The sequence below is a fragment of the Streptomyces sp. NPDC032198 genome, from assembly GCF_040636975.1.
Lineage (GTDB): Bacteria > Actinomycetota > Actinomycetes > Streptomycetales > Streptomycetaceae > Streptomyces.
Genome location: NZ_JBEZVL010000001.1, coordinates 205,231 through 221,680, shown reverse-complemented (window position 1 = coordinate 221,680; position 16,450 = coordinate 205,231). Strand labels below are relative to the sequence as shown.

The 16,450-nt window shown below is 71.2% G+C and carries 18 protein-coding genes and 1 pseudogene; 11 read left to right on the top strand and 8 right to left on the bottom strand.

What is annotated here, in order from left to right:
• Nucleotides 1–54: 54 nt before the first annotated feature.
• Nucleotides 55–1,011: an endonuclease/exonuclease/phosphatase family protein gene (locus tag AB0E78_RS01095; RefSeq protein WP_361826536.1), complete on the bottom strand. Its 957-nt coding sequence runs from the start codon at nucleotides 1,009–1,011 to the stop codon at nucleotides 55–57.
• Nucleotides 1,012–1,114: 103 nt separating this feature from the next.
• On the opposite strand from AB0E78_RS01095, the gene AB0E78_RS01090 reads away from it, so the two are divergent.
• The 4 genes and pseudogenes from AB0E78_RS01090 to AB0E78_RS01075 all read left to right on the top strand — a co-directional run bounded on the left by AB0E78_RS01090 (nucleotide 1,115) and on the right by AB0E78_RS01075 (nucleotide 4,061).
• Complete coding sequence (locus AB0E78_RS01090; RefSeq protein ID WP_361826534.1) at nucleotides 1,115–2,476, top strand: amidohydrolase; 1,362 nt, start codon at nucleotides 1,115–1,117, stop codon at nucleotides 2,474–2,476.
• A 51-nt stretch (nucleotides 2,477–2,527) separates the two neighbouring features.
• Nucleotides 2,528–2,908: pseudogene (locus AB0E78_RS01085) on the top strand (cytochrome P450); the annotation flags it as partial.
• Nucleotides 2,909–3,057: 149 nt separating this feature from the next.
• On the top strand, nucleotides 3,058–3,747 hold the full coding sequence (locus AB0E78_RS01080; protein WP_361826531.1) for a DUF899 domain-containing protein: 690 nt from the start codon (nucleotides 3,058–3,060) through the stop codon (nucleotides 3,745–3,747).
• Nucleotides 3,748–3,863: 116 nt separating this feature from the next.
• Nucleotides 3,864–4,061 carry a hypothetical protein gene (locus AB0E78_RS01075; protein ID WP_361826528.1) on the top strand — a complete coding sequence of 66 codons (198 nt, stop codon included), beginning with the start codon at nucleotides 3,864–3,866 and terminating at the stop codon, nucleotides 4,059–4,061.
• A 53-nt stretch (nucleotides 4,062–4,114) separates the two neighbouring features.
• Here AB0E78_RS01075 and AB0E78_RS01070 read toward each other — a convergent pair whose 3' ends face one another.
• Complete coding sequence (locus tag AB0E78_RS01070; protein ID WP_361828435.1) at nucleotides 4,115–6,055, bottom strand: ABC transporter ATP-binding protein; 1,941 nt, start codon at nucleotides 6,053–6,055, stop codon at nucleotides 4,115–4,117.
• A gap of 156 nt (nucleotides 6,056–6,211) precedes the next feature.
• Here AB0E78_RS01070 and AB0E78_RS01065 point away from each other — a divergent pair, with 156 nt between their 5' ends.
• A complete protein-coding gene (locus AB0E78_RS01065) occupies nucleotides 6,212–6,529 on the top strand; it encodes a hypothetical protein (RefSeq protein WP_361826525.1) in 318 nt (105 codons plus the stop codon).
• On the opposite strand, the gene AB0E78_RS01060 is transcribed toward AB0E78_RS01065, so the two are convergent.
• Complete coding sequence (locus AB0E78_RS01060; RefSeq protein WP_361826522.1) at nucleotides 6,509–6,982, bottom strand: hypothetical protein; 474 nt, start codon at nucleotides 6,980–6,982, stop codon at nucleotides 6,509–6,511. The genes AB0E78_RS01065 and AB0E78_RS01060 overlap by 21 nt on opposite strands.
• Before the next feature lie 45 nt (nucleotides 6,983–7,027).
• Nucleotides 7,028–7,453 (bottom strand): ATP-binding protein, encoded by a 426-nt coding sequence (locus tag AB0E78_RS01055; RefSeq protein ID WP_361826519.1) that lies wholly within the window; start codon nucleotides 7,451–7,453, stop codon nucleotides 7,028–7,030.
• Nucleotides 7,454–7,659: 206 nt separating this feature from the next.
• Between AB0E78_RS01055 and AB0E78_RS01050 the strand changes: the two genes are divergently transcribed.
• Both AB0E78_RS01050 and AB0E78_RS01045 read left to right on the top strand, forming a co-directional pair.
• Nucleotides 7,660–8,520: a helix-turn-helix transcriptional regulator gene (locus tag AB0E78_RS01050; protein WP_361826516.1), complete on the top strand. Its 861-nt coding sequence runs from the start codon at nucleotides 7,660–7,662 to the stop codon at nucleotides 8,518–8,520.
• A gap of 93 nt (nucleotides 8,521–8,613) precedes the next feature.
• Entirely contained in the window at nucleotides 8,614–8,829 is a 216-nt protein-coding gene (locus tag AB0E78_RS01045) for a DUF397 domain-containing protein (protein WP_249593092.1), read from the top strand.
• 107 nt (nucleotides 8,830–8,936) lie between these two features.
• Here the strand turns inward: AB0E78_RS01045 and AB0E78_RS01040 are convergent, their stop codons facing one another.
• From AB0E78_RS01040 to AB0E78_RS01030, 3 genes are all read right to left on the bottom strand, one after another.
• Nucleotides 8,937–10,427, bottom strand: coding sequence for a glutamate synthase subunit beta (locus AB0E78_RS01040; protein WP_361826513.1), 1,491 nt, complete (start codon nucleotides 10,425–10,427; stop codon nucleotides 8,937–8,939).
• 132 nt (nucleotides 10,428–10,559) lie between these two features.
• A complete protein-coding gene (locus AB0E78_RS01035) occupies nucleotides 10,560–11,039 on the bottom strand; it encodes an anthrone oxygenase family protein (RefSeq protein ID WP_361826510.1) in 480 nt (159 codons plus the stop codon).
• A 233-nt stretch (nucleotides 11,040–11,272) separates the two neighbouring features.
• Complete coding sequence (locus tag AB0E78_RS01030) at nucleotides 11,273–11,971, bottom strand: DUF2293 domain-containing protein (protein WP_361826508.1); 699 nt, start codon at nucleotides 11,969–11,971, stop codon at nucleotides 11,273–11,275.
• Between the two features lie 111 nt (nucleotides 11,972–12,082).
• Between AB0E78_RS01030 and AB0E78_RS01025 the strand changes: the two genes are divergently transcribed.
• From AB0E78_RS01025 to AB0E78_RS01015, 3 genes are all read left to right on the top strand, one after another.
• Nucleotides 12,083–12,724: a uridine kinase gene (locus tag AB0E78_RS01025; RefSeq protein ID WP_361826505.1), complete on the top strand. Its 642-nt coding sequence runs from the start codon at nucleotides 12,083–12,085 to the stop codon at nucleotides 12,722–12,724.
• Nucleotides 12,725–12,803: 79 nt separating this feature from the next.
• Complete coding sequence (locus AB0E78_RS01020; protein ID WP_361826502.1) at nucleotides 12,804–13,208, top strand: PPOX class F420-dependent oxidoreductase; 405 nt, start codon at nucleotides 12,804–12,806, stop codon at nucleotides 13,206–13,208.
• 167 nt (nucleotides 13,209–13,375) lie between these two features.
• Nucleotides 13,376–13,795, top strand: coding sequence for a CBS domain-containing protein (locus AB0E78_RS01015; protein WP_361826499.1), 420 nt, complete (start codon nucleotides 13,376–13,378; stop codon nucleotides 13,793–13,795).
• A 68-nt stretch (nucleotides 13,796–13,863) separates the two neighbouring features.
• Here AB0E78_RS01015 and AB0E78_RS01010 read toward each other — a convergent pair whose 3' ends face one another.
• Entirely contained in the window at nucleotides 13,864–15,000 is a 1,137-nt protein-coding gene (locus AB0E78_RS01010; protein ID WP_361826496.1) for a magnesium and cobalt transport protein CorA, read from the bottom strand.
• Nucleotides 15,001–15,147: 147 nt separating this feature from the next.
• On the opposite strand from AB0E78_RS01010, the gene AB0E78_RS01005 reads away from it, so the two are divergent.
• Complete coding sequence (locus tag AB0E78_RS01005; RefSeq protein WP_361826493.1) at nucleotides 15,148–15,972, top strand: methyltransferase domain-containing protein; 825 nt, start codon at nucleotides 15,148–15,150, stop codon at nucleotides 15,970–15,972.
• Nucleotides 15,973–16,450 lie beyond the last annotated feature (478 nt).

Genomic DNA, 16,450 nt, shown 5'->3' with positions numbered 1-16,450 from the left:
ACAGAGCCGACAGAGCCGACAGAGCCGAGAGAGTCAGTACGGCCGCCGCCCCGGCTAGCGTTCGATCCGTATCCACACCGGCGCGTGGTCCGAGCCCGGCGCGTTCCGACGCTCCGCCGGATCCTCGTCCTCCACCGACGGCAGCGCCGTCGCCGTCGAACCCGGCACGCCCGTGCCCGCCGCCTTGACCAGGTTCAGGAAGCCGCGGCTCACCAGGACGTGGTCGATCAGCTCGCGGCGCCCGGCGTGGATGCGGGAGTACCGCTGCTCGGGAAGGATGAGCGGGGCCACGTTCCACAGCCGCTGCGCGTCACCCTTGTCCGGCTTGTCGAAGCCAGGGGTGCCGATCTCGGAGCCGGGCGGGCCGAGCAGGATCTGGGTCGTCGCCGCCGACACCTCGTCGTTCAGGTCACCGAGCACCACGACGTCGTGCTGGCGGCCGTCGCCCTTCAGGAGACGGCCGGCCACGGACCGCACCAGCGTGGCCTCGGCCGCACGCCGGTACAGCGCGTACGCACCGAAGCGGGCCCGCTCGCCCTCGTCCCTCGGCTGGAACCGGCCCCCGCCGTACGACAGCAGCTTCGACTTCAGATGGCAGACCGCCACGTCGAAGAAGAAGGCGCGCGTCGTCACCGTCACCGCGAGCACCCCGCGGCCCGCCCGCGAAACCGGCCTGCCCGCGTCACCGGACTGCACCGGGCGCAGCGGTTCGGGGAAGCGGTCCTCGTCGGCCACGACGAACACCGGCAGGGAGCTGAGGAAGCCGACGCGGATGCCGCGCTCGTCCGCGTGCTCCGAGAGCGTGGTGTGCCAGGTGCCCTCCAGCATCCCGGCAAGATCCGCGAGGGCCTCCGGGTCGCCGACCTCCTGCACGCCGAGCACGCTCGGGTTCAGGACGTTGATCGTCGCCGCGAGCGAGGCCAGCTTCGCCTCGTACGCGGCCTTGTCCTTGGGCCCGAACCTGCCGCCGGGCCGGTAGAGGTTCTCCAGGTTCCACGTGCCGACGAGCATGGCGGCTCCAACTGTTCGCGAGGTCAGCGGGTTGACGTCAGCGTGCTCGCGAATCCGGCGACGCGACAGGGCGCGGGATGCGCACTCCCCGTACCGTGAAGAGATGACGCCGCCTCCCGCGCACGGCCCCGCCGACCTGGTCATCACGGGCTGCACGGCCCTCGTCCACGACGAGGAGGGCCGGGTCGGATTCCTCGACGACGCGGCCGTCGTCGTACGGGACGGGCGCATCGAAGCCGTCACCACCACACCGGCGGTCGCCGGACTCCAGGCCGCCGAACGCATCGACGCACGTGGTCAGGCAGCCCTGCCGGGCCTGATCAACTGCCATACGCACGCACCGATGGTGGCTCTGCGCGGCATCGCGGAGGACGTGCCGGCGCACGAGTGGTTCAACGACTGGATCTGGCCCATCGAGTCCAATCTGACCGAGCGCGTCGTCGGGCTCGGCGCGCGGCTTGCCTGTGCCGAGATGATCCGGGGCGGGGTGACGACCTTCGCCGACCACTACTTCGCGATGGACGCCGTGGCCGACGCCGTCGCCGGGAGCGGGCTGCGCGCCAACCTCGGGGCCGCCTTCTTCTCCTCGCAGGGGCCCGAGGGCCGCGCCGCCTCCCTGGAGTTCGCGCTGCGGCAGCGCGGCGCCGCCGACGGTCGCATCACCACCTCGCTCGCCCCGCACGCCCCCTACACCGTCGACGACGCGGACCTCGCCGCGACCGCCGAACTCGCCCGCGAACACGGCCTCTTGGTCCATCTGCACGCCGCCGAGAGCCGCGCCGAGACCGACCACAGCCTGGACCGCCACGGACACACCCCCATCGAGGTCCTGCACCGCACCGGGCTGCTCGACGTCGACGTCCTCATCGCGCACGGCACCGGCATCCTCGACCGCGACCTGCCCGTACTGCGGCAGGGCACGGGCCGCATCGCCGTGGCGTCCGCGCCGCGCGGCTACCTCAAGTTCGGCTGGGACACCACGCCCGTGCGGGCCCTGCGCGAGATCGGCATCCCCGTCGGCCTGGCCACCGACGGGGCCGCATCGAACAACAGCCTGGACGTATGGGAGTCCATGGCGCTCACCGCACTCGTGCAGAAGTCCACGGAGCGCGACCCGGCCTGGCTGACCGCGCGCCAGGCGCTCGACCACGCCACGCTGCAGAGCGCGCGGGCCGTCGGCCTGGGCGACGAGATCGGCAGCCTCGCGCCGGGCCGCCGCGCCGACATCATCCTGGTCGGCCTCGACGGGCCGCACACCCAGCCCGTGCACGACCTCGCGGCCACGCTCGTGCACAGCGCCCGCTCGGCGGACGTCACCACGACCATCGTCGACGGCCGGATCCTGATGCGCGACCGACAGCTCCTGACCCTCGATGTGCCGGGCATCGTCGCGGAGTTGGGCGCGGAACTGCCCGCCCTGATCGACCGCGGCCAGGGGAAGCGCATCCAGACCTACGAGGTGTGAGGGGCGGGGGCCGAGAGCGGGCCTAAGGAGGCCGCTGCCTAGGCCGGCACCATGCCCCACGCCCCGCAGCCGGACCCCGCCGACGGCCTCGTCGACGACCCGTACGCCGCCTACGCGCGGCTGCGTGACACCGCGCCCGTGTACCGGATCGCGGGGCCCGACGGCAGCCCGGCCTGGCTGGTCACGCGGTACGACGACGTACGCGCCGCGCTCGCCGACCCGCGGCTCTCGCTCGACAAGAGCCATGCGCTGCCCGGCGGATACCGGGGCTTCGCACTGCCGCCGGCCCTGGACGCGAACCTGCTCAACATGGACCCGCCGGACCACACCCGCATCCGGCGCCTGGCCGTCAAGGCCTTCACGCCGCGACGCGTGGAGAGCCTGCGCGCGCCGATCCGTCGTACCGCCGATGAACTCCTGGACGCCGTCGCGCCGGGCCCTCGGACTGCTCGCGCTCCCGGTGACCTTCTAGATTCTTTTGAGTTTCTCCGCCGCGACCGATGAGTTCCGACGACCGCGCAGGTCACCCCTCGGAGAAGCACGGATCCGAGGGGCGGGTCCGCAGGAGGGACTGAGGGACCATGGGACTTCCCGACATCGTCACGCGCGCGCAGTGGCTCGCCGCGCGCCAGGAACTGCTGGCCAAGGAGAAGGCGGAGACACGGGCGCGTGACGCGCTCAACGCCGAGCGGCGGCGGCTTCCGATGGTCGAGATCGGCAAGGAGTATCTGTTCGACGGTTCCGACGGCAAGGCGACGCTGTTCGATCTCTTCGACGGAGACGCCCAACTGATCATCTACCACTTCATGTTCGCCCCGGAGTGGGAAGCGGGCTGCCGCAGCTGCTCGGCCTTCCTCGACCAGATCGGCCACCTGGCCCATCTGCGGGCCCGCAGCACGAACTTCATCGCCGTCTCCCGTGCGCCCTTCACCAAGATCCTGCCCTTCAAGGCACGGATGGGCTGGACGGTGCCGTGGTACTCCTCCCACGGAAGCGACTTCAACCACGACTTCGACGCCACCGTGGGCGAGGGCGCCGAGTCCTTCGAGCAGCCCGGCCTCAGCTGCTTCCTGCGGGACGGCGACCGCGTCTTCCACACGTACTCGACGTACGACCGCGGCACCGACTGGGTCGCGTCCTACTCCAGCCTCCTCGACCTCACGGCCCTCGGCCGCCAGGAGGAGTGGGAGGAGCCGAAGGGCCGGTCGACGGGGCTCGGCGCGCCCGCGGGCAGCAGCCGGCTGAAGTACCACGACGAGTACGGGATGTGACGGACCGACACGAACGGGTGTCTGGTCCGTCACGTTGCGAGTCCTTTCCACCCCCCGGTGCGTTCTACTCGACAAGAGTCCGTGAGGACTGCCAAGGGGGGAGCAGAAGGACAATCATGAACAGCCGAGTGGTACTTGAACGCTTTCCGGCCGGTGGGCCGCGAGGATCGTGGCCCGCGGAGGCCTTCGCGAAGGCCCGCCGCATGGAGGGCCAGCAGGCCGAAGTCGTCATGGACCTCGCCTCCGACGCCTTCCTGGTGATCGTGCGCGAGACCGAGGTGACCGACGTGGGCGACATAGCCGCCGCCGCGTAGCCCCGGGCCTGCCCCTCAGCGCTCGGCGCACCCCTCAGTGTTCGGCGCACCCGTCAGCGCTCGGTGCGCTCGTTCGATGAGGCGGCCTTCGGGATCTTCGCGGTGAACTGGTCGGCCTGCAGCGCGTAGAGCTCCGCGTACACCCCGCCTGTGCGCAGGAGTTCGTCCGGTGTGCCCGACTCCACCAGACGCCCTCCGTCCAGGACATGGACCAGGTCCGCGTGGCGCACCGACGCCAGGCGGTGAGTGATGAGGATGACGGTCTGGCCCGTCCCGGCGAGGGCCCTGATCTTCTCGAAGACCTCCAGTTCGGCGCGGGCGTCGAGCGCCGCCGTCGGCTCGTCCACGATGAGGATGCTGCCGCGCCGGTACGCGGCGCGCGCGATGCCGAGCCGCTGCCACTGACCGCCCGACAGCTCGTGCCCGCCGGTGAACGCGCGGGCCAGCAGCGTGTCGAGCCCGCGCGGCAGATCGGCCACGACGTCCCCGGCACCGGCCTCACCGACCGACACGCCGATCCGGTCGTCCGTGAGTGGCACGGACGAGCGGCCGATCGCGATGTTCACGCGTGCCGTGAACGGCCAGCGCTTGAAGTCCTGCGCCACCATCGCGATACGTGCCGCAAGCTGATGCCGGTCCGCGGTCGCCGCGTCGACGTCGTCCCACAGGATCCGGCCGTCCTTCGGCGCGTACAGACCGGCGAGCAGCTTCACCAGCGTCGTCTTGCCGGAGCCGTTCTCACCCACCAGGGCGACGATCTTCCCGGTGGGCAGGGTGAGGGAGACGTCACTGAGCGCGTCCCTGCCCGAGGTCCCCGGATAGCGGAAGGTGACCTTCTCGAACCGGATCTCCCGTGGGTCCAGCGGCAGTTCGGCGCCGCCGACCGGGATCGCGCGCTCCGTCGCCTCCTCGAAGAGCCGCTCCAGGTCGCCGACGAACAGGGCGTCCTCGTGCAGGGAGTTGACCTCCAGGACGAGCGTGTCGAGATTGGACGCGCCGGTGCGGATCGCGATGACGGCGGTACCCGCGACCGACAGTGCCATCGCCCCGGCGAGCAGCAGCCCGCCGAGCGTCGCATACGTCGCCGCGGTGGCCACGCCCGTCCAGGCCGCCGCGATCAGACCCGTCCGGGCGGCGAGCCGCGCCAGGCGTGCCTGCTCCTCCTCCGCCACCTCCGACATCGCCCGGAAGTGCCGCAGCAGGAAGGGGCCCACACCGTGCACCCGGATCTCCGGGGCCGCCTGCGCCTCCGTGAGCAGGCTGCCGATGAGACGTCCCGCGCGGGCGTGCTGCACCCACGCGTGGAAGGAGACATAGCGGCGCCGGGCGATCGTCAGGGCGCTCCACGCGCTCGGCAGGGTCATCGTCACCAGGAGCGGAAGCAGCACCGGGTGCAGGACGGTCAGCACGCTCGCCGCCGCGATCAGCGAGATCATCGCGTTCACCACGCGCGTGGAGATGCCGATCATGCGCCGGGCCGACGAGGCTCCGTACTGCGCGGTGTCGAGCAGTTTGTGGAACGCGTCGTCCTCGATGGCCGAGAGCTCCACCGACGCCGCCTTCTCCAGGTACTGCTCGGTGGCGACGCGTTCGACCTTCGGCTCCAGGCGCCCTGTCGCGTACGTGGACGCGGCGCGCAGCAGCGCGGCGACGAACAGCACGGACGCCATCGTGACCAGGGCGGGGGCCGCGCCGCGCAGCCGGTCGGTGATCGGGGCGTCGGTCATCAGCCGGCCGAGGACGCTGTTGACCGCGAGGAGGCTCACCGCCTGGGCGAGTCCGCGGCCCACCTCGGCGCCGATGACGACGCGCGCGGCCCGCCGGTCGGCCTGCCGGGCGAGCCGGAAGCTGGCGGCGAGGAGCGCGGGAAGCCGTTTCAGCATGGACCGGAAGCCGAGTTGGAGGAAGGCCTCCTCGTACTGGGCCCAGCCGGTGTCGTAGCGCAGGGGCCCGCCGAAGAGCAGCGACTCGGACTCCGAAGTCCCGTGGGGGATGCGGTAGTTGTTCTGTTTGTCGTTCGTGTGCTTCTCCTTCTCTGCCTGTGTCGCGTGCGGCTTGCAACCCCGGGCAACTGTTGCCGGTTCGCCGGGGCGGCAGTGCCATACCCCATGCAGGCAACATCGCACCCGCGCAGGCAAGGGAGTTATTCCGTGACCGACACTCTCCGGACACCCCAAGTCCCTTACGAGCACGGCCTGGACGGGGCCGAGGAGCGCTCCACGAGGAGTTCGCGACCGGGGACATCCCCGGCTTCGTCCACCGTGGCCTTCTTCGGTGACGGCGGCAGCTTCGCGGAGGCGGGGGCGCGGCGCGAGCTCCGTCCGCACCTGGGCAAGCTGTTCGCCGACGAGGGGCTCGTGACGCGGCAGCTGGTGGACGACCTCCTGAAGCACAAGTGCCTGGACGGCGTCTGCGGGAGGGTGCCGCCCTGGGGCGGCGGTGCGGGTCTAGGCGCTGACGGCCCGTGACCACCCCGGTGTGGTGCCCGTGGCCCTGCACCACGCCAGATACAGCGGAATGGGAGGCGTATAGGGAACCTCGCCCCCGGAGGGGCTGTGGATCAGCGAGGGAGCGCTGCGGGCGCCGGGCACCACGGCTCCGGCGGCGTAATACGCGGGCGACGGCCACTCCAGCGCGACATCGGAATCCGCAGGCACGATCCACCACCACCGGGCCCCGGCCGCGTCCCCGTCAGCCCCGGCGTCCTCGTACACACACCCCACCCGAGGCAGCCGTGCCATCAGCCGGGGCCCGAACCGTGCGGGCACCGAGACCGCGTCACACCCGAGCGGCAGCGACATCCCGGCCGGCACGGCGAGCCGCGTCGGCGCCGGTGGGGGCGAGGCGGCGGCGCTCCGCCTCCGTTCGAGGCGGACCAGCGTGTCCAGGTCCCACAGCCGCCGTACCGTCACCGTGCTCACACGCCCCCTGTCCACGTCGTCCTCACGCCCGCACCCTCATTCACGTCACGCCCGCAGTTCCGCCCATACGGTGAGGCCTGCTCCGGGACCCTCGTCCCGCACACCCCACGCGTTGCTCACCGCCTCGACGAGAAGCAGTCCCCTCCCGTGCTCCTCGTCGGCGTCGGGCCCCTCCTGGGCGGGCCGCGGGACACCTGATCCGTATCCGTCGTCACGCACAGCTATGCGCAGTGACCCGGGTTTCGTGCAGAGCTCGCAGATGATCCGGTGGCTCGCGGTGTGCACGATGGCGTTCGTGACCAGCTCGGAGACCACGAGGGCCGCGGCGTCGCGGGCTTCCTCGCCTATCTCCCAGCCCAGGAGCTGGGCGTTCGCCAGCCGTCTGGCCTGTGAGGCGGAGCCCGGCCGTGGCACCAGCGCGAAGCTGACGCAGAGCTCGGAGCCGCTCTCGACCCACGCGTCGGCAGTCATGCCAACAGGGGCTTCGGCGGCAGCGGTGTGTAACGGCGCGGGCGGAGTCACGCCATCCACTATCGCCCCGCCGGGAACACCTTGGCAAGACCCACTCTGAAAAGTGCACAGTGGCGTGTTCCTTCGAGACGGCACGTGGCACACTGCACGCAACGGCTCCAGGTGCGGAGTGAATTGGCATGTCATGGAGTACGTGGAGGTAGGACGTGAGCGAACCGCGGTCCGCGCCGACCGTCGGCCAGGTCGTCCTAGGCCGTCGTTTGCAAGACCTGCGTGAGCGCGCGGGTCTCAAACGAGAGGAGGCCGCGCGGATTCTCCGCGTGGCCCCCGCCACGGTCCGCCGCATGGAGATGGCCGAGGTCGCGCTCAAGATCCCGTATCTCCAGCTCCTCCTGAAGTCCTACGGCGTCGCCGACGACGAGGCCGACGCCTTCGTGACGCTCGCCGAGGAGGCGAACAAGCCGGGCTGGTGGCAGCGGTTCCACGACATCCTGCCGGGCTGGTTCAGCATGTACGTCAGCCTCGAGGGGGCGGCCAGCCTCATCAGGTCCTACGAACCGCACTTCGTGCCCGGTCTGCTGCAGACCGAGGAGTACGCACGCGGTGTGATGCGCTCCGGAGCGATCGGCCAGACCAACCCCGACGACATCGAGCGGTACGTGGCACTGCGCATGGAGCGCCAGTCGCTGCTCACCCGCGAGGACGCGCCACGGGTCTGGATGGTGATGGACGAGACCGCCCTGCGCAGACCCGTGGGCGGTTCCGATGTGATGCGAGAGCAGATCGACAAGCTGCTCGAAGCCGTCGAACTTCCTCATGTGACGTTGCAGATCGCGCCGTTCGCGGCGGGTCCGCACCCGGGCACGTACGGACCGTTCGTGCTCTTCCGCTTCGCCATGGCGGAGCTGCCGGACATGGTCTACAGCGAGTACCTGACCGGCGCCGTCTATCTGGACGCGCGCACCGAGGTGGCGACCCACCTCGAGGTCATGGACCGCATGGCGGCGCAAGCCGCGACGGCACATCGCACAAAGGAGATCCTCCGGGACCTCCGCAAGGAGCTGTGAATGGATCGACACCGAGCCGGTACGCGCCCCGGGGGCAAACCCGGGGCCGGATCCCGTCCCGAGTCCCGGGACGACTCCCGGATATACAACGGCATGCCCGCCCGTGAGCTCGGCAGCGAGGGCTGGCACAAGCCGTGGAGCGGCGGCAACGGCGGCAACTGCCTGGAGGCCATGAAGCTGGCCGACGGCCGGGTGGCCGTCCGTCAGTCGGCGGATCCGGACGGCCCGGCGCTGATCTACACGCACGGCGAGATCAACGCGTTCATCCAGGGCGCGAAGGCGGGGGAGGCCGACTTCCTGCTGTCGTGAGCCCAGTCATGAGCCCAGTCATGAGCCCTGCCGTGAGCGGGTCCTGAACCCGTCGTGAGCCGTCACCCGTGCCCGGGGGCGGCTCACTGTCGTGACCGCACCCCGGCTCACACCGTCATCGGCCGGTCGTACGGGCCGATCGGCGCCGCGAGATCGGTCGTACCGGTCAGCCACCGGTCGACCGCGGCGGCGGTCGCGCGGCCCTCGGCGATCGCCCAGACCACCAGCGACTGGCCGCGAGCCGCGTCCCCGGTCGCGAAGACCCCCGGCACGTTGGTCGCGAAGTCCGCGCCGCGGGCCAGTGTTCCGCGGTCCTCGACGGCCAGGCCCAGCTGGTCGACGAGGCCGCCCGGGGTCCGCTCGGGCCCGGTGAAACCGAGCGCCAGGAGCACCAGATCGGCGGGGAGTTCACGGTCGGTGCCCGGGAGGGAGCGGCGGTCCGCGTCGACCCCGGTCAGGTGCAGGGCGCGTACCCGGCCCGCCGTGTCGCCGGTGAAGCGGAGGGTGGACGCCGCGAACAGACGCGCGTCGGCGTCCGCCGCGGGGGCGGTGCGCAGCTCCCCCGCCTCCTCGTGCGCGACGGAGAGGCGGTAGAGCTTCGGGTACGTCGGCCAGGGCTCGGCCAGTTCGTCACGTGCGTCGGAGGGCCGTTCGTAGATGTCCAACTGCGTGACGGAGGCGGCCCCTTCGCGTACCGCCGTGCCCAGGCAGTCCGCTCCGGTGTCCCCGCCGCCGACGATCACGACGTGCTTGCCCGCGGCGGACAGCGGGGAGGTGTCGAAGTCTCCTTCGCACACGCGGTTGGCGAGCGGGAGGTACTCCATGGCCTGGTGGATGCCGCTCAACTCGCGCCCCGGCACGTCGAGTTCGCGCCAAGCGGTGGCGCCCGTGGCGAGCACCACCGCGTCGTGCCTGGTCCGCAGCTCCGCGGCGCCGATGTCCCGCCCGATCGTGACGGACGTACGGAAGACCGTGCCCTCGTCCCGCAACTGCGCGAGCCGCCGCTCCACGTGGTGCTTCTCCATCTTGAACGCGGGGATCCCGTACCGCAGGAGCCCGCCCGCGCGGTCGTCGCGCTCGTACACGACCACGGTGTGCCCGGCGCGCGTCAACTGCTGTGCGGCGGCGAGTCCGGCCGGGCCGGAGCCGACCACGGCGACCGTCCTGCCGGAGTGCCGGTCCGGGGTGCGGGGCGGGTTGAGACCGTCCGCCCAGGAGCGGTCGGCGATGGCCGCCTCGACGTTCTTGATGGTGACCGCGGGCTGATTGATCGCGAGGACGCAGCCTGCTTCGCACGGGGCGGGGCAGAGGCGGCCGGTGAACTCGGGGAAGTTGTTCGTGGCGTGCAGCCGGTCCGCCGCGGCACGCCAGTCGGCGCGCGAGACGAGGTCGTTCCAGTCGGGGATCAGATTGCCCAGCGGGCAGGCGTCGTGGCAGAACGGAATGCCGCAGTCCATGCAGCGGTCGGCCTGCCGCTCGATGATGGGCAGCAGCGCGCCGGGGACGTACACCTCGTCCCAGTCCTTGACCCGTTCGCCGACGGATCGGCGCGGCCATTCCTGGCGGGCGGTGGTGAGGAAGCCTTTGGGGTCGGCCATGGCCGTCTCCCTCGGGTGCTTTCGCAGGCTTTCGGCCACTGTACGACGAGTGGCCGGGCGCGGCACGCCCGCGGGCGGCGGGGGCAGTCGTCCCAGGTCAGGGGCGGTCGGACCGTGTGAGGCCGGGCCTGGTCAGGTGAGGGCGAGGAGGAAGGACGCCGACGCGGCGAGCGAGGCCCCGACGCGGATGTGGTTCCACATGGTCCATTCACGGACGTACGTACGCCAGCGGTCCGCGTTCTCCGGTGCCTGCGGGTCGAGCTTGGCGAGGGCGTCGTTGCGGGGCACGTTCGCGGCGATGGTCACGCCGAACGAGCCGAACAGATACAGCGCGCTGCCAAGGAGCAGTTCGACGGTGCCGTCGTCGGGCCAGAGCACGAACGTGACGACGGCGACGACCGCGCTGAGACCGGCGGCGCCCATGAACACGGTCATGAACCCGGCGGTGACCGCCTTGACGTTGATCGACTGCATGGCCGCGATGCCCTGCGCCGGGGGCAGCGCGGCAAGGCCCTGCATCACGAACGTCGAGAACGCGACGAACGCTCCGGCGACCAGACCGCAGGCGAGCGCGCCCAGCACGACGAGCACGAAATAGGGTCCCTCGATCATGGCAACTCCCGCGTTGTGTAAGGCAGCCGTCAGGTGAGTGAGCCGCGATGATCCTCCATGGCACGGCCCCGCACCACAAGTGAATTGCCCCGACCGGGGAGAGCGCCATGCGTGGGGCGCGCGGGGGCATGTGCGGGCGTCTGGCGGGGGCCTTGAGGCCTTGGGGGCTTGAGGAGGCCTGGGGGAGGGCTTGGTGGGCGATCCAGGGCCCGCAAGGGTTTCGGGCAGGCGCCTCAGACGGCCATGTCCTCCTGTCGCCCAGGTCCCTGCCAGGACCGGAGCGTTACCTCGACCGCCGGGGCGATCCGGCGGCGGGCCTCGCCGCGGGGGACTCCGCTCATGAGGAGACGGTCGTACGGCGTCTCCGTGTGCCGGACGGCGGCCACCACCGCCGCCGTCACCGCGGCGCCGGACAGGGCACGGCCCGCCGCGCTCCGGCCCACCCGCCCGCTGCCCCGCACGGACGCGTGCGCGGCGATCCCCCGGGCCCGCTCGTCGGGGCACCCCGGGAAGAGCCGCCGTATCTCGTCCGCGAAGGCCGCGGTGAAGCGGACGTCCTCCAGGGCCCGGCGTGCCGCGTCCCGTGCCCGGCGGCGGGCCCGCGCCTCGGCGTCCGCGAGGCACCGCTCCTCGGCCCGTGCGAGCGCCGCCTCCTCGACGAGGACGCCCTGCCGTTCGTACCGGCCCTGGCGGCGGTTGAGGCGGACGACCACCGCGGAGAGCCCGCTCCCCTCGCGGGCCCGGCGTGTCAGCGCGGTGTCGCCGCGCGGCAGGAAGACGAGGTGGTCCAGGTCGGCGCAGTCCAGACAGTGTGGCTCGGCGTCCTCGACGACCAGCAGGGAGAGCGGGCCGCCGCGGCACTCCGCGCAGTGCCGGCGCCTGAGGGGCTGGATGGCGAGAAGTTCTTTCCGGGCGAGGGGAGTTGGTGCCATGAAGGATTCATTCCCCCTGGCGCCGGGTGCGTACCGCCGCGGGAGCGGGGCCGGGGTCCGGCGATACGGCGGGGGGAGGGTCCGGCGCCAGGGCGGGGGCGGCCCGGCATCATGGGACGGGTGCGACTCGAAGCGATCACCTGGGAGCGGCTCACGGACACCCTCGCCGACCGGCTGCTCGACCTGAAGACGGCCGATGCGGGCCCCTGGCCCCGCATCGCCTTCGACGGGGCCCCGGCGGGCCGCCCGGGCGAGCTGGCCCGGAGCGTGGCCGACGCGCTGCGGGTGCGCGGACGGTCCGCGCTCGTCGTCGGCACGGAAGGCTTCCTGCGTCCCGCCTCGCTGCGTCTCGAATACGGGCGCGAGGACGTGGAGGCGTACTACAGCGGCTGGTTCGACACCGGCGCCCTGTGGCGCGAGGTCTTCGGGCCGCTGGATCCGGGTGGCACGGGGCGGGTGCTGCCCGACCTCTGGGACCCGGAAGCGGACCGCGCGACGCGCAGCCCGTACGTCCAACTCCAGTCCGGGGCACTGCTGTTGCTGCACGGGCCGCTGCTGCTCGGCCACTGGTTCCCCTTCGACCTGACGGTCCACACGAGCCTCTCGCCGGGCGCCCTGCGACGACGTACGGCGGAGGGCGAGCGCTGGACCCTGCCCGCCTACGAGCGGTACGAAGCGGAGGTGGACCCCGGTGCGGTGGCCGACGTCGTCGTACGGGCGGACGATCCACGGCATCCGGCGTGGAACGGCTGACGGCGTGAGGCGAAGGGGTCGAGAAAGTTGTTGAGGGAAAGCCCTTTTATATGCACGTGCATGTAGTTAGGGTCGGGGCATGGCAACGACAGCGCTCCACTTCAGCGAATCGGTCCGCACTCTCCTCGACGGCAAGAACTTCGCCAGCGTCGCGACCCTCGGCCCCTCAGGGGCGCCGCAGAACTCGGTGGTGTGGATCAAACGCGAGGGCGACACCGTGCTGTTCTCCTCCACGGCGCGGCGGCAGAAGGTCCGCAACCTCGAACGCGACCCGCGCATCAGCATCTCGGTCTTCGACCTGGCCAACCCGTACGTGTCGACGGAGATCCGCGGCGTCGCCGAGGTGCTCCCCGATCCGGAGAAGAGGCTTCCGCACGAGCTCTCGCACAAGTACCTGGGCATCGACCCGCCCGGCGAGAAGGACGAGGAGGCCCGGGTGATCATCAGGGTGACCCCGGAGAAGATCGTCGGGTTCTCCGTCTGAGCCTGAGCCCTGATGTGGCCCGGAGTCCTGATGTGTCCCGGAGCCGTTGTCCCGTCAGGGGTGCTCGCCTCCGGAGTGCGGACCTCCGGGGGTCCGGCGAGAATGAGGGGCGCCGGGACTGGCGGTGCCTCCGCGCCGCGCCGGCCGTCCGGACCGGGAGGCACCTCATGACCACCGCCGGAGACATCATGCACCGCGGCGCCCAGTGGATCCCCGCACACGAGACCCTGGACCGCGCCGCACAACTGATGCGTCAGCTCGACGTGGGCGCGCTGCCCATCAGCGACGAGAACGAGCGGCTCTGCGGAATCCTCACCGACCGCGACATCGTGGTCGGCTGCGTGGCCATGGGGCACGACCCGTCCCGGGTGACCGCGGGTGACATGGCCAAGGGCACGCCGCGCTGGATCGACTCGGGCGCGGGCGTCGACGAGGTGCTCCAGGAGATGAAGGGCAGCCAGATCCGCAGGCTGCCGGTCATCGAGAACAAGCGCCTGGTCGGCATGATCAGCGAGGCCGACCTGGCGACGCACCTCACCGACGACCAGCTCGCGGGCTGGGTCGAGCGCGTGTACGCGAAGAGCTGAGACGCGCGAAGCTGAGACGCGTGAAGGGCTGAGTCGCGTGAAGGGCTGAGACGCGTGAAGGGCTGAGCCTAGAGCCAGCCGTTGCGCCGGAAGCCGCGGTAGAGCGCGAAACAGGTGGTGGCGATCAGGCCGACCACCAGGCCGTAGCCGTACTTCCAGTGCAGTTCGGGCATGTGGTCGAAGTTCATCCCGTACACACCGCAGACCATCGTCGGCACGGCGATCACGGCGGCCCAGGCGGTGATCTTCCGCATGTCCTCGTTCTGAGCGACCGTCACCTGGGCGAGATGGGCCTGGAGGATGGAGTTCAGGAGCTCGTCGAAGGACGCGATCTGCTCCGTGACCCGCTTGAGGTGGTCGTCGACGTCCCGGAAGTACGCCTGTATCTCCGGGGCGATCGCCCGCAGCTGCTGGGTCGAGAGGATCTGCAGGGGGCGGCCGAGCGGCACCACGGCGCGCTTCAGTTCGAGGAGTTCGCGCTTGAGCTGGTAGATCCGGCCGGGGTCGGCGCGCTCTCCCTCCTTGGAGAACACGTCCATCTCGACCTGGTCGATGTCGGCCTGCACCGCGTCCGTCACGACGAGATAGTCGTCCACGACGTGGTCCGCCAGGGCGTGCAGGACCGCCGCGGGGCCCTGGGCGAGCTGCTCGGGCGCCGATTCGAGCTCCTCGCGCAGCGGGCCGAGCGAACCGTGGCGGCCGTGCCGCACGGTGATCACGAAGTCCGCGCCCACGAAGACCATGATCTCGCCGGTGTCCACCACCTCGCTGGTCGCGGTGAGTTCGGCATGCTCCACGTAGCAAACGGTCTTGAACACGGCGAACAGTATCTCTTCGTACCGCTCCACCTTCGGCCGCTGGTGGGCGTGGACCGCGTCCTCGACGGCGAGCGGGTGCAGGTCGAAGAGGTCGGCGATGCCCGCGAACTCGTCCTCCGTCGGTTCGTGCAACCCGAGCCAGACGAAGCCGTCGCCGCTCTTGCGGACGCGCTCGACCTCCTCGACGAGATCGCGGCCGCCGTCCTGGCGCACTCCGTTCCGGTACGTCACGCACTTGACCACTGCCGAGCCCAGGGGGGAGCGGGCGGGGTGGCTCAGGTCGACGCGCTTGTGCTTGCGGACGAACCGGGCGACCCGCGCGACTTTCCGCAGGCCGCCTACCTTGCGGAGGTTCCCTACCTTTCGCAGGTTGCCTGCCATCGACATGCGTGGCTCCTCGTTCTGGTGACGTGATGTGCCAGTGTGCCAGCACGTCCCGACCGCGTGGTCGGAGCCTGTGGGAACGGAAGACTCCGCTCCGGGTACTCGGGGCTGCCTCCCCGGAGTAAGCAGGACAATCGTGATAATTGCCGTATGACGCTCATCGATGGCTATCTGACCGGCAAGAGGAATCGGCACACGGAGGGGGCGGGTGCGGGTGCGGGCGCGGCGGGTTCGGGGCAGGGCTCCGAAGCGGCCTTCTCCGCGCTCTTCGACCCCACGACCTTCCGGCACGTCGAGCGGCTGGGCATTGGTCCTGGGTGGCGCTGCTGGGAGGTCGGTGCGGGCGGCTTCTCCGTCGTCTCCTGGCTCGCGAAGCGGGTCGGGCCCACCGGGCGGGTCCTCGCGACCGACACGGACATCTCCTGGCAGACGTCGGCCGCACGGTCACCGGTGGAGGTGCGTACGCATGACGTGGGGGCGGAGGGGCCGCCCGGCGGGGGCTTCGACCTTGTCCATGCGCGGCTCGTTCTGGCCCGGGTGCCGGACCAGGAGGTGGCGTTGCGCTCGATGATCCGGGCTCTGCGTCCGGGGGGCCGCCTGCTGGTGGAGGAGGTGGATCCGGCCCTGCAGCCGCTGTCGTGTCCGGACGAGCACGGGCCTGCGCAGCAGTTGGCGAACCGGCTTCGGGGGGCGCTGCTCGCTGAGCGCGGCGCTGACGTCCCGTACGGGCGTGGGCTTCCCCGTCTGCTTCGGGCGGCGGGCCTGCGTCAGGTGGAGGCCGACGCGTACTTCCCTTTGAGCTCGCCTGCGTGCGTGGCCCTGGAGACGGCCACGATCCAGCAGTCCCGCAGGGCGCTGACAGCAGCGGGCCTGGCCACGGACGAGGACATCGCCGACCACCTGGCGAACATCGCCACCGAGCCGATGGACCTCGCGACGTCCCCGTTGATCTCAGCCTGGGGCCGCAAGCCGTAGCGCTTCCCGGCCCCCGGGGTAACGCAACAATCGTTTCCCACCCACCCACCCACCCGATTACCCGGGAGCGTCGAGCAGTTGAGCCGGAAACGCAGGGGAGTCGGAACCCCAGCCCTGCCCCCTCGCCCCGATACCCCGCAGACGACAGCGCACGCGAGGGGACGTGTCGGTATGTCCGCCCGGAGCACGGCGCGTGGGACTTCCTCGCCGAAGTGGCGGGGCGTGTAAGCCGTGTTGGCGAGGACGGACATGTGGGCGCGGTCCCGCCTTCAGGGCGGGCGGTGCCGGAGCTGGCGCGCTCTTGCAGTCGGCAGCGCTGGCGAGGGGGCGTGGTGGTGTGTCCGCCCGGAGCACGGTGCGTGGGACTTCCTCGCCGAAGTGGTGGGGCGTGTAAGCCGTGTTGGCGAGGACGGACATGTGGGCGCGGTCCCGCCTTCAGGGCGGGCGGTGCCGGAGCTGGCGCGCTCTTGCAGTCGGC

Bases quoted from the DNA above. Each gene is read 5' to 3' on its own strand.
- AB0E78_RS01095 (WP_361826536.1), bottom strand. From the start codon at position 1,011: ATGCTCGTCGGCACGTGGAACCTGGAGAACCTCTACCGGCCCGGCGGC.
- AB0E78_RS01090 (WP_361826534.1), top strand. From the start codon at position 1,115: ATGACGCCGCCTCCCGCGCACGGCCCCGCCGACCTGGTCATCACGGGC.
- AB0E78_RS01080 (WP_361826531.1), top strand. From the start codon at position 3,058: ATGGGACTTCCCGACATCGTCACGCGCGCGCAGTGGCTCGCCGCGCGC.
- AB0E78_RS01075 (WP_361826528.1), top strand. From the start codon at position 3,864: ATGAACAGCCGAGTGGTACTTGAACGCTTTCCGGCCGGTGGGCCGCGA.
- AB0E78_RS01055 (WP_361826519.1), bottom strand. From the start codon at position 7,453: ATGACTGCCGACGCGTGGGTCGAGAGCGGCTCCGAGCTCTGCGTCAGC.
- AB0E78_RS01045 (WP_249593092.1), top strand. From the start codon at position 8,614: ATGCCCGCCCGTGAGCTCGGCAGCGAGGGCTGGCACAAGCCGTGGAGC.
- AB0E78_RS01040 (WP_361826513.1), bottom strand. From the start codon at position 10,427: ATGGCCGACCCCAAAGGCTTCCTCACCACCGCCCGCCAGGAATGGCCG.
- AB0E78_RS01035 (WP_361826510.1), bottom strand. From the start codon at position 11,039: ATGATCGAGGGACCCTATTTCGTGCTCGTCGTGCTGGGCGCGCTCGCC.
- AB0E78_RS01030 (WP_361826508.1), bottom strand. From the start codon at position 11,971: ATGGCACCAACTCCCCTCGCCCGGAAAGAACTTCTCGCCATCCAGCCC.
- AB0E78_RS01025 (WP_361826505.1), top strand. From the start codon at position 12,083: ATGGGACGGGTGCGACTCGAAGCGATCACCTGGGAGCGGCTCACGGAC.
- AB0E78_RS01020 (WP_361826502.1), top strand. From the start codon at position 12,804: ATGGCAACGACAGCGCTCCACTTCAGCGAATCGGTCCGCACTCTCCTC.
- AB0E78_RS01015 (WP_361826499.1), top strand. From the start codon at position 13,376: ATGACCACCGCCGGAGACATCATGCACCGCGGCGCCCAGTGGATCCCC.
- AB0E78_RS01010 (WP_361826496.1), bottom strand. From the start codon at position 15,000: ATGTCGATGGCAGGCAACCTGCGAAAGGTAGGGAACCTCCGCAAGGTA.
- AB0E78_RS01005 (WP_361826493.1), top strand. From the start codon at position 15,148: ATGACGCTCATCGATGGCTATCTGACCGGCAAGAGGAATCGGCACACG.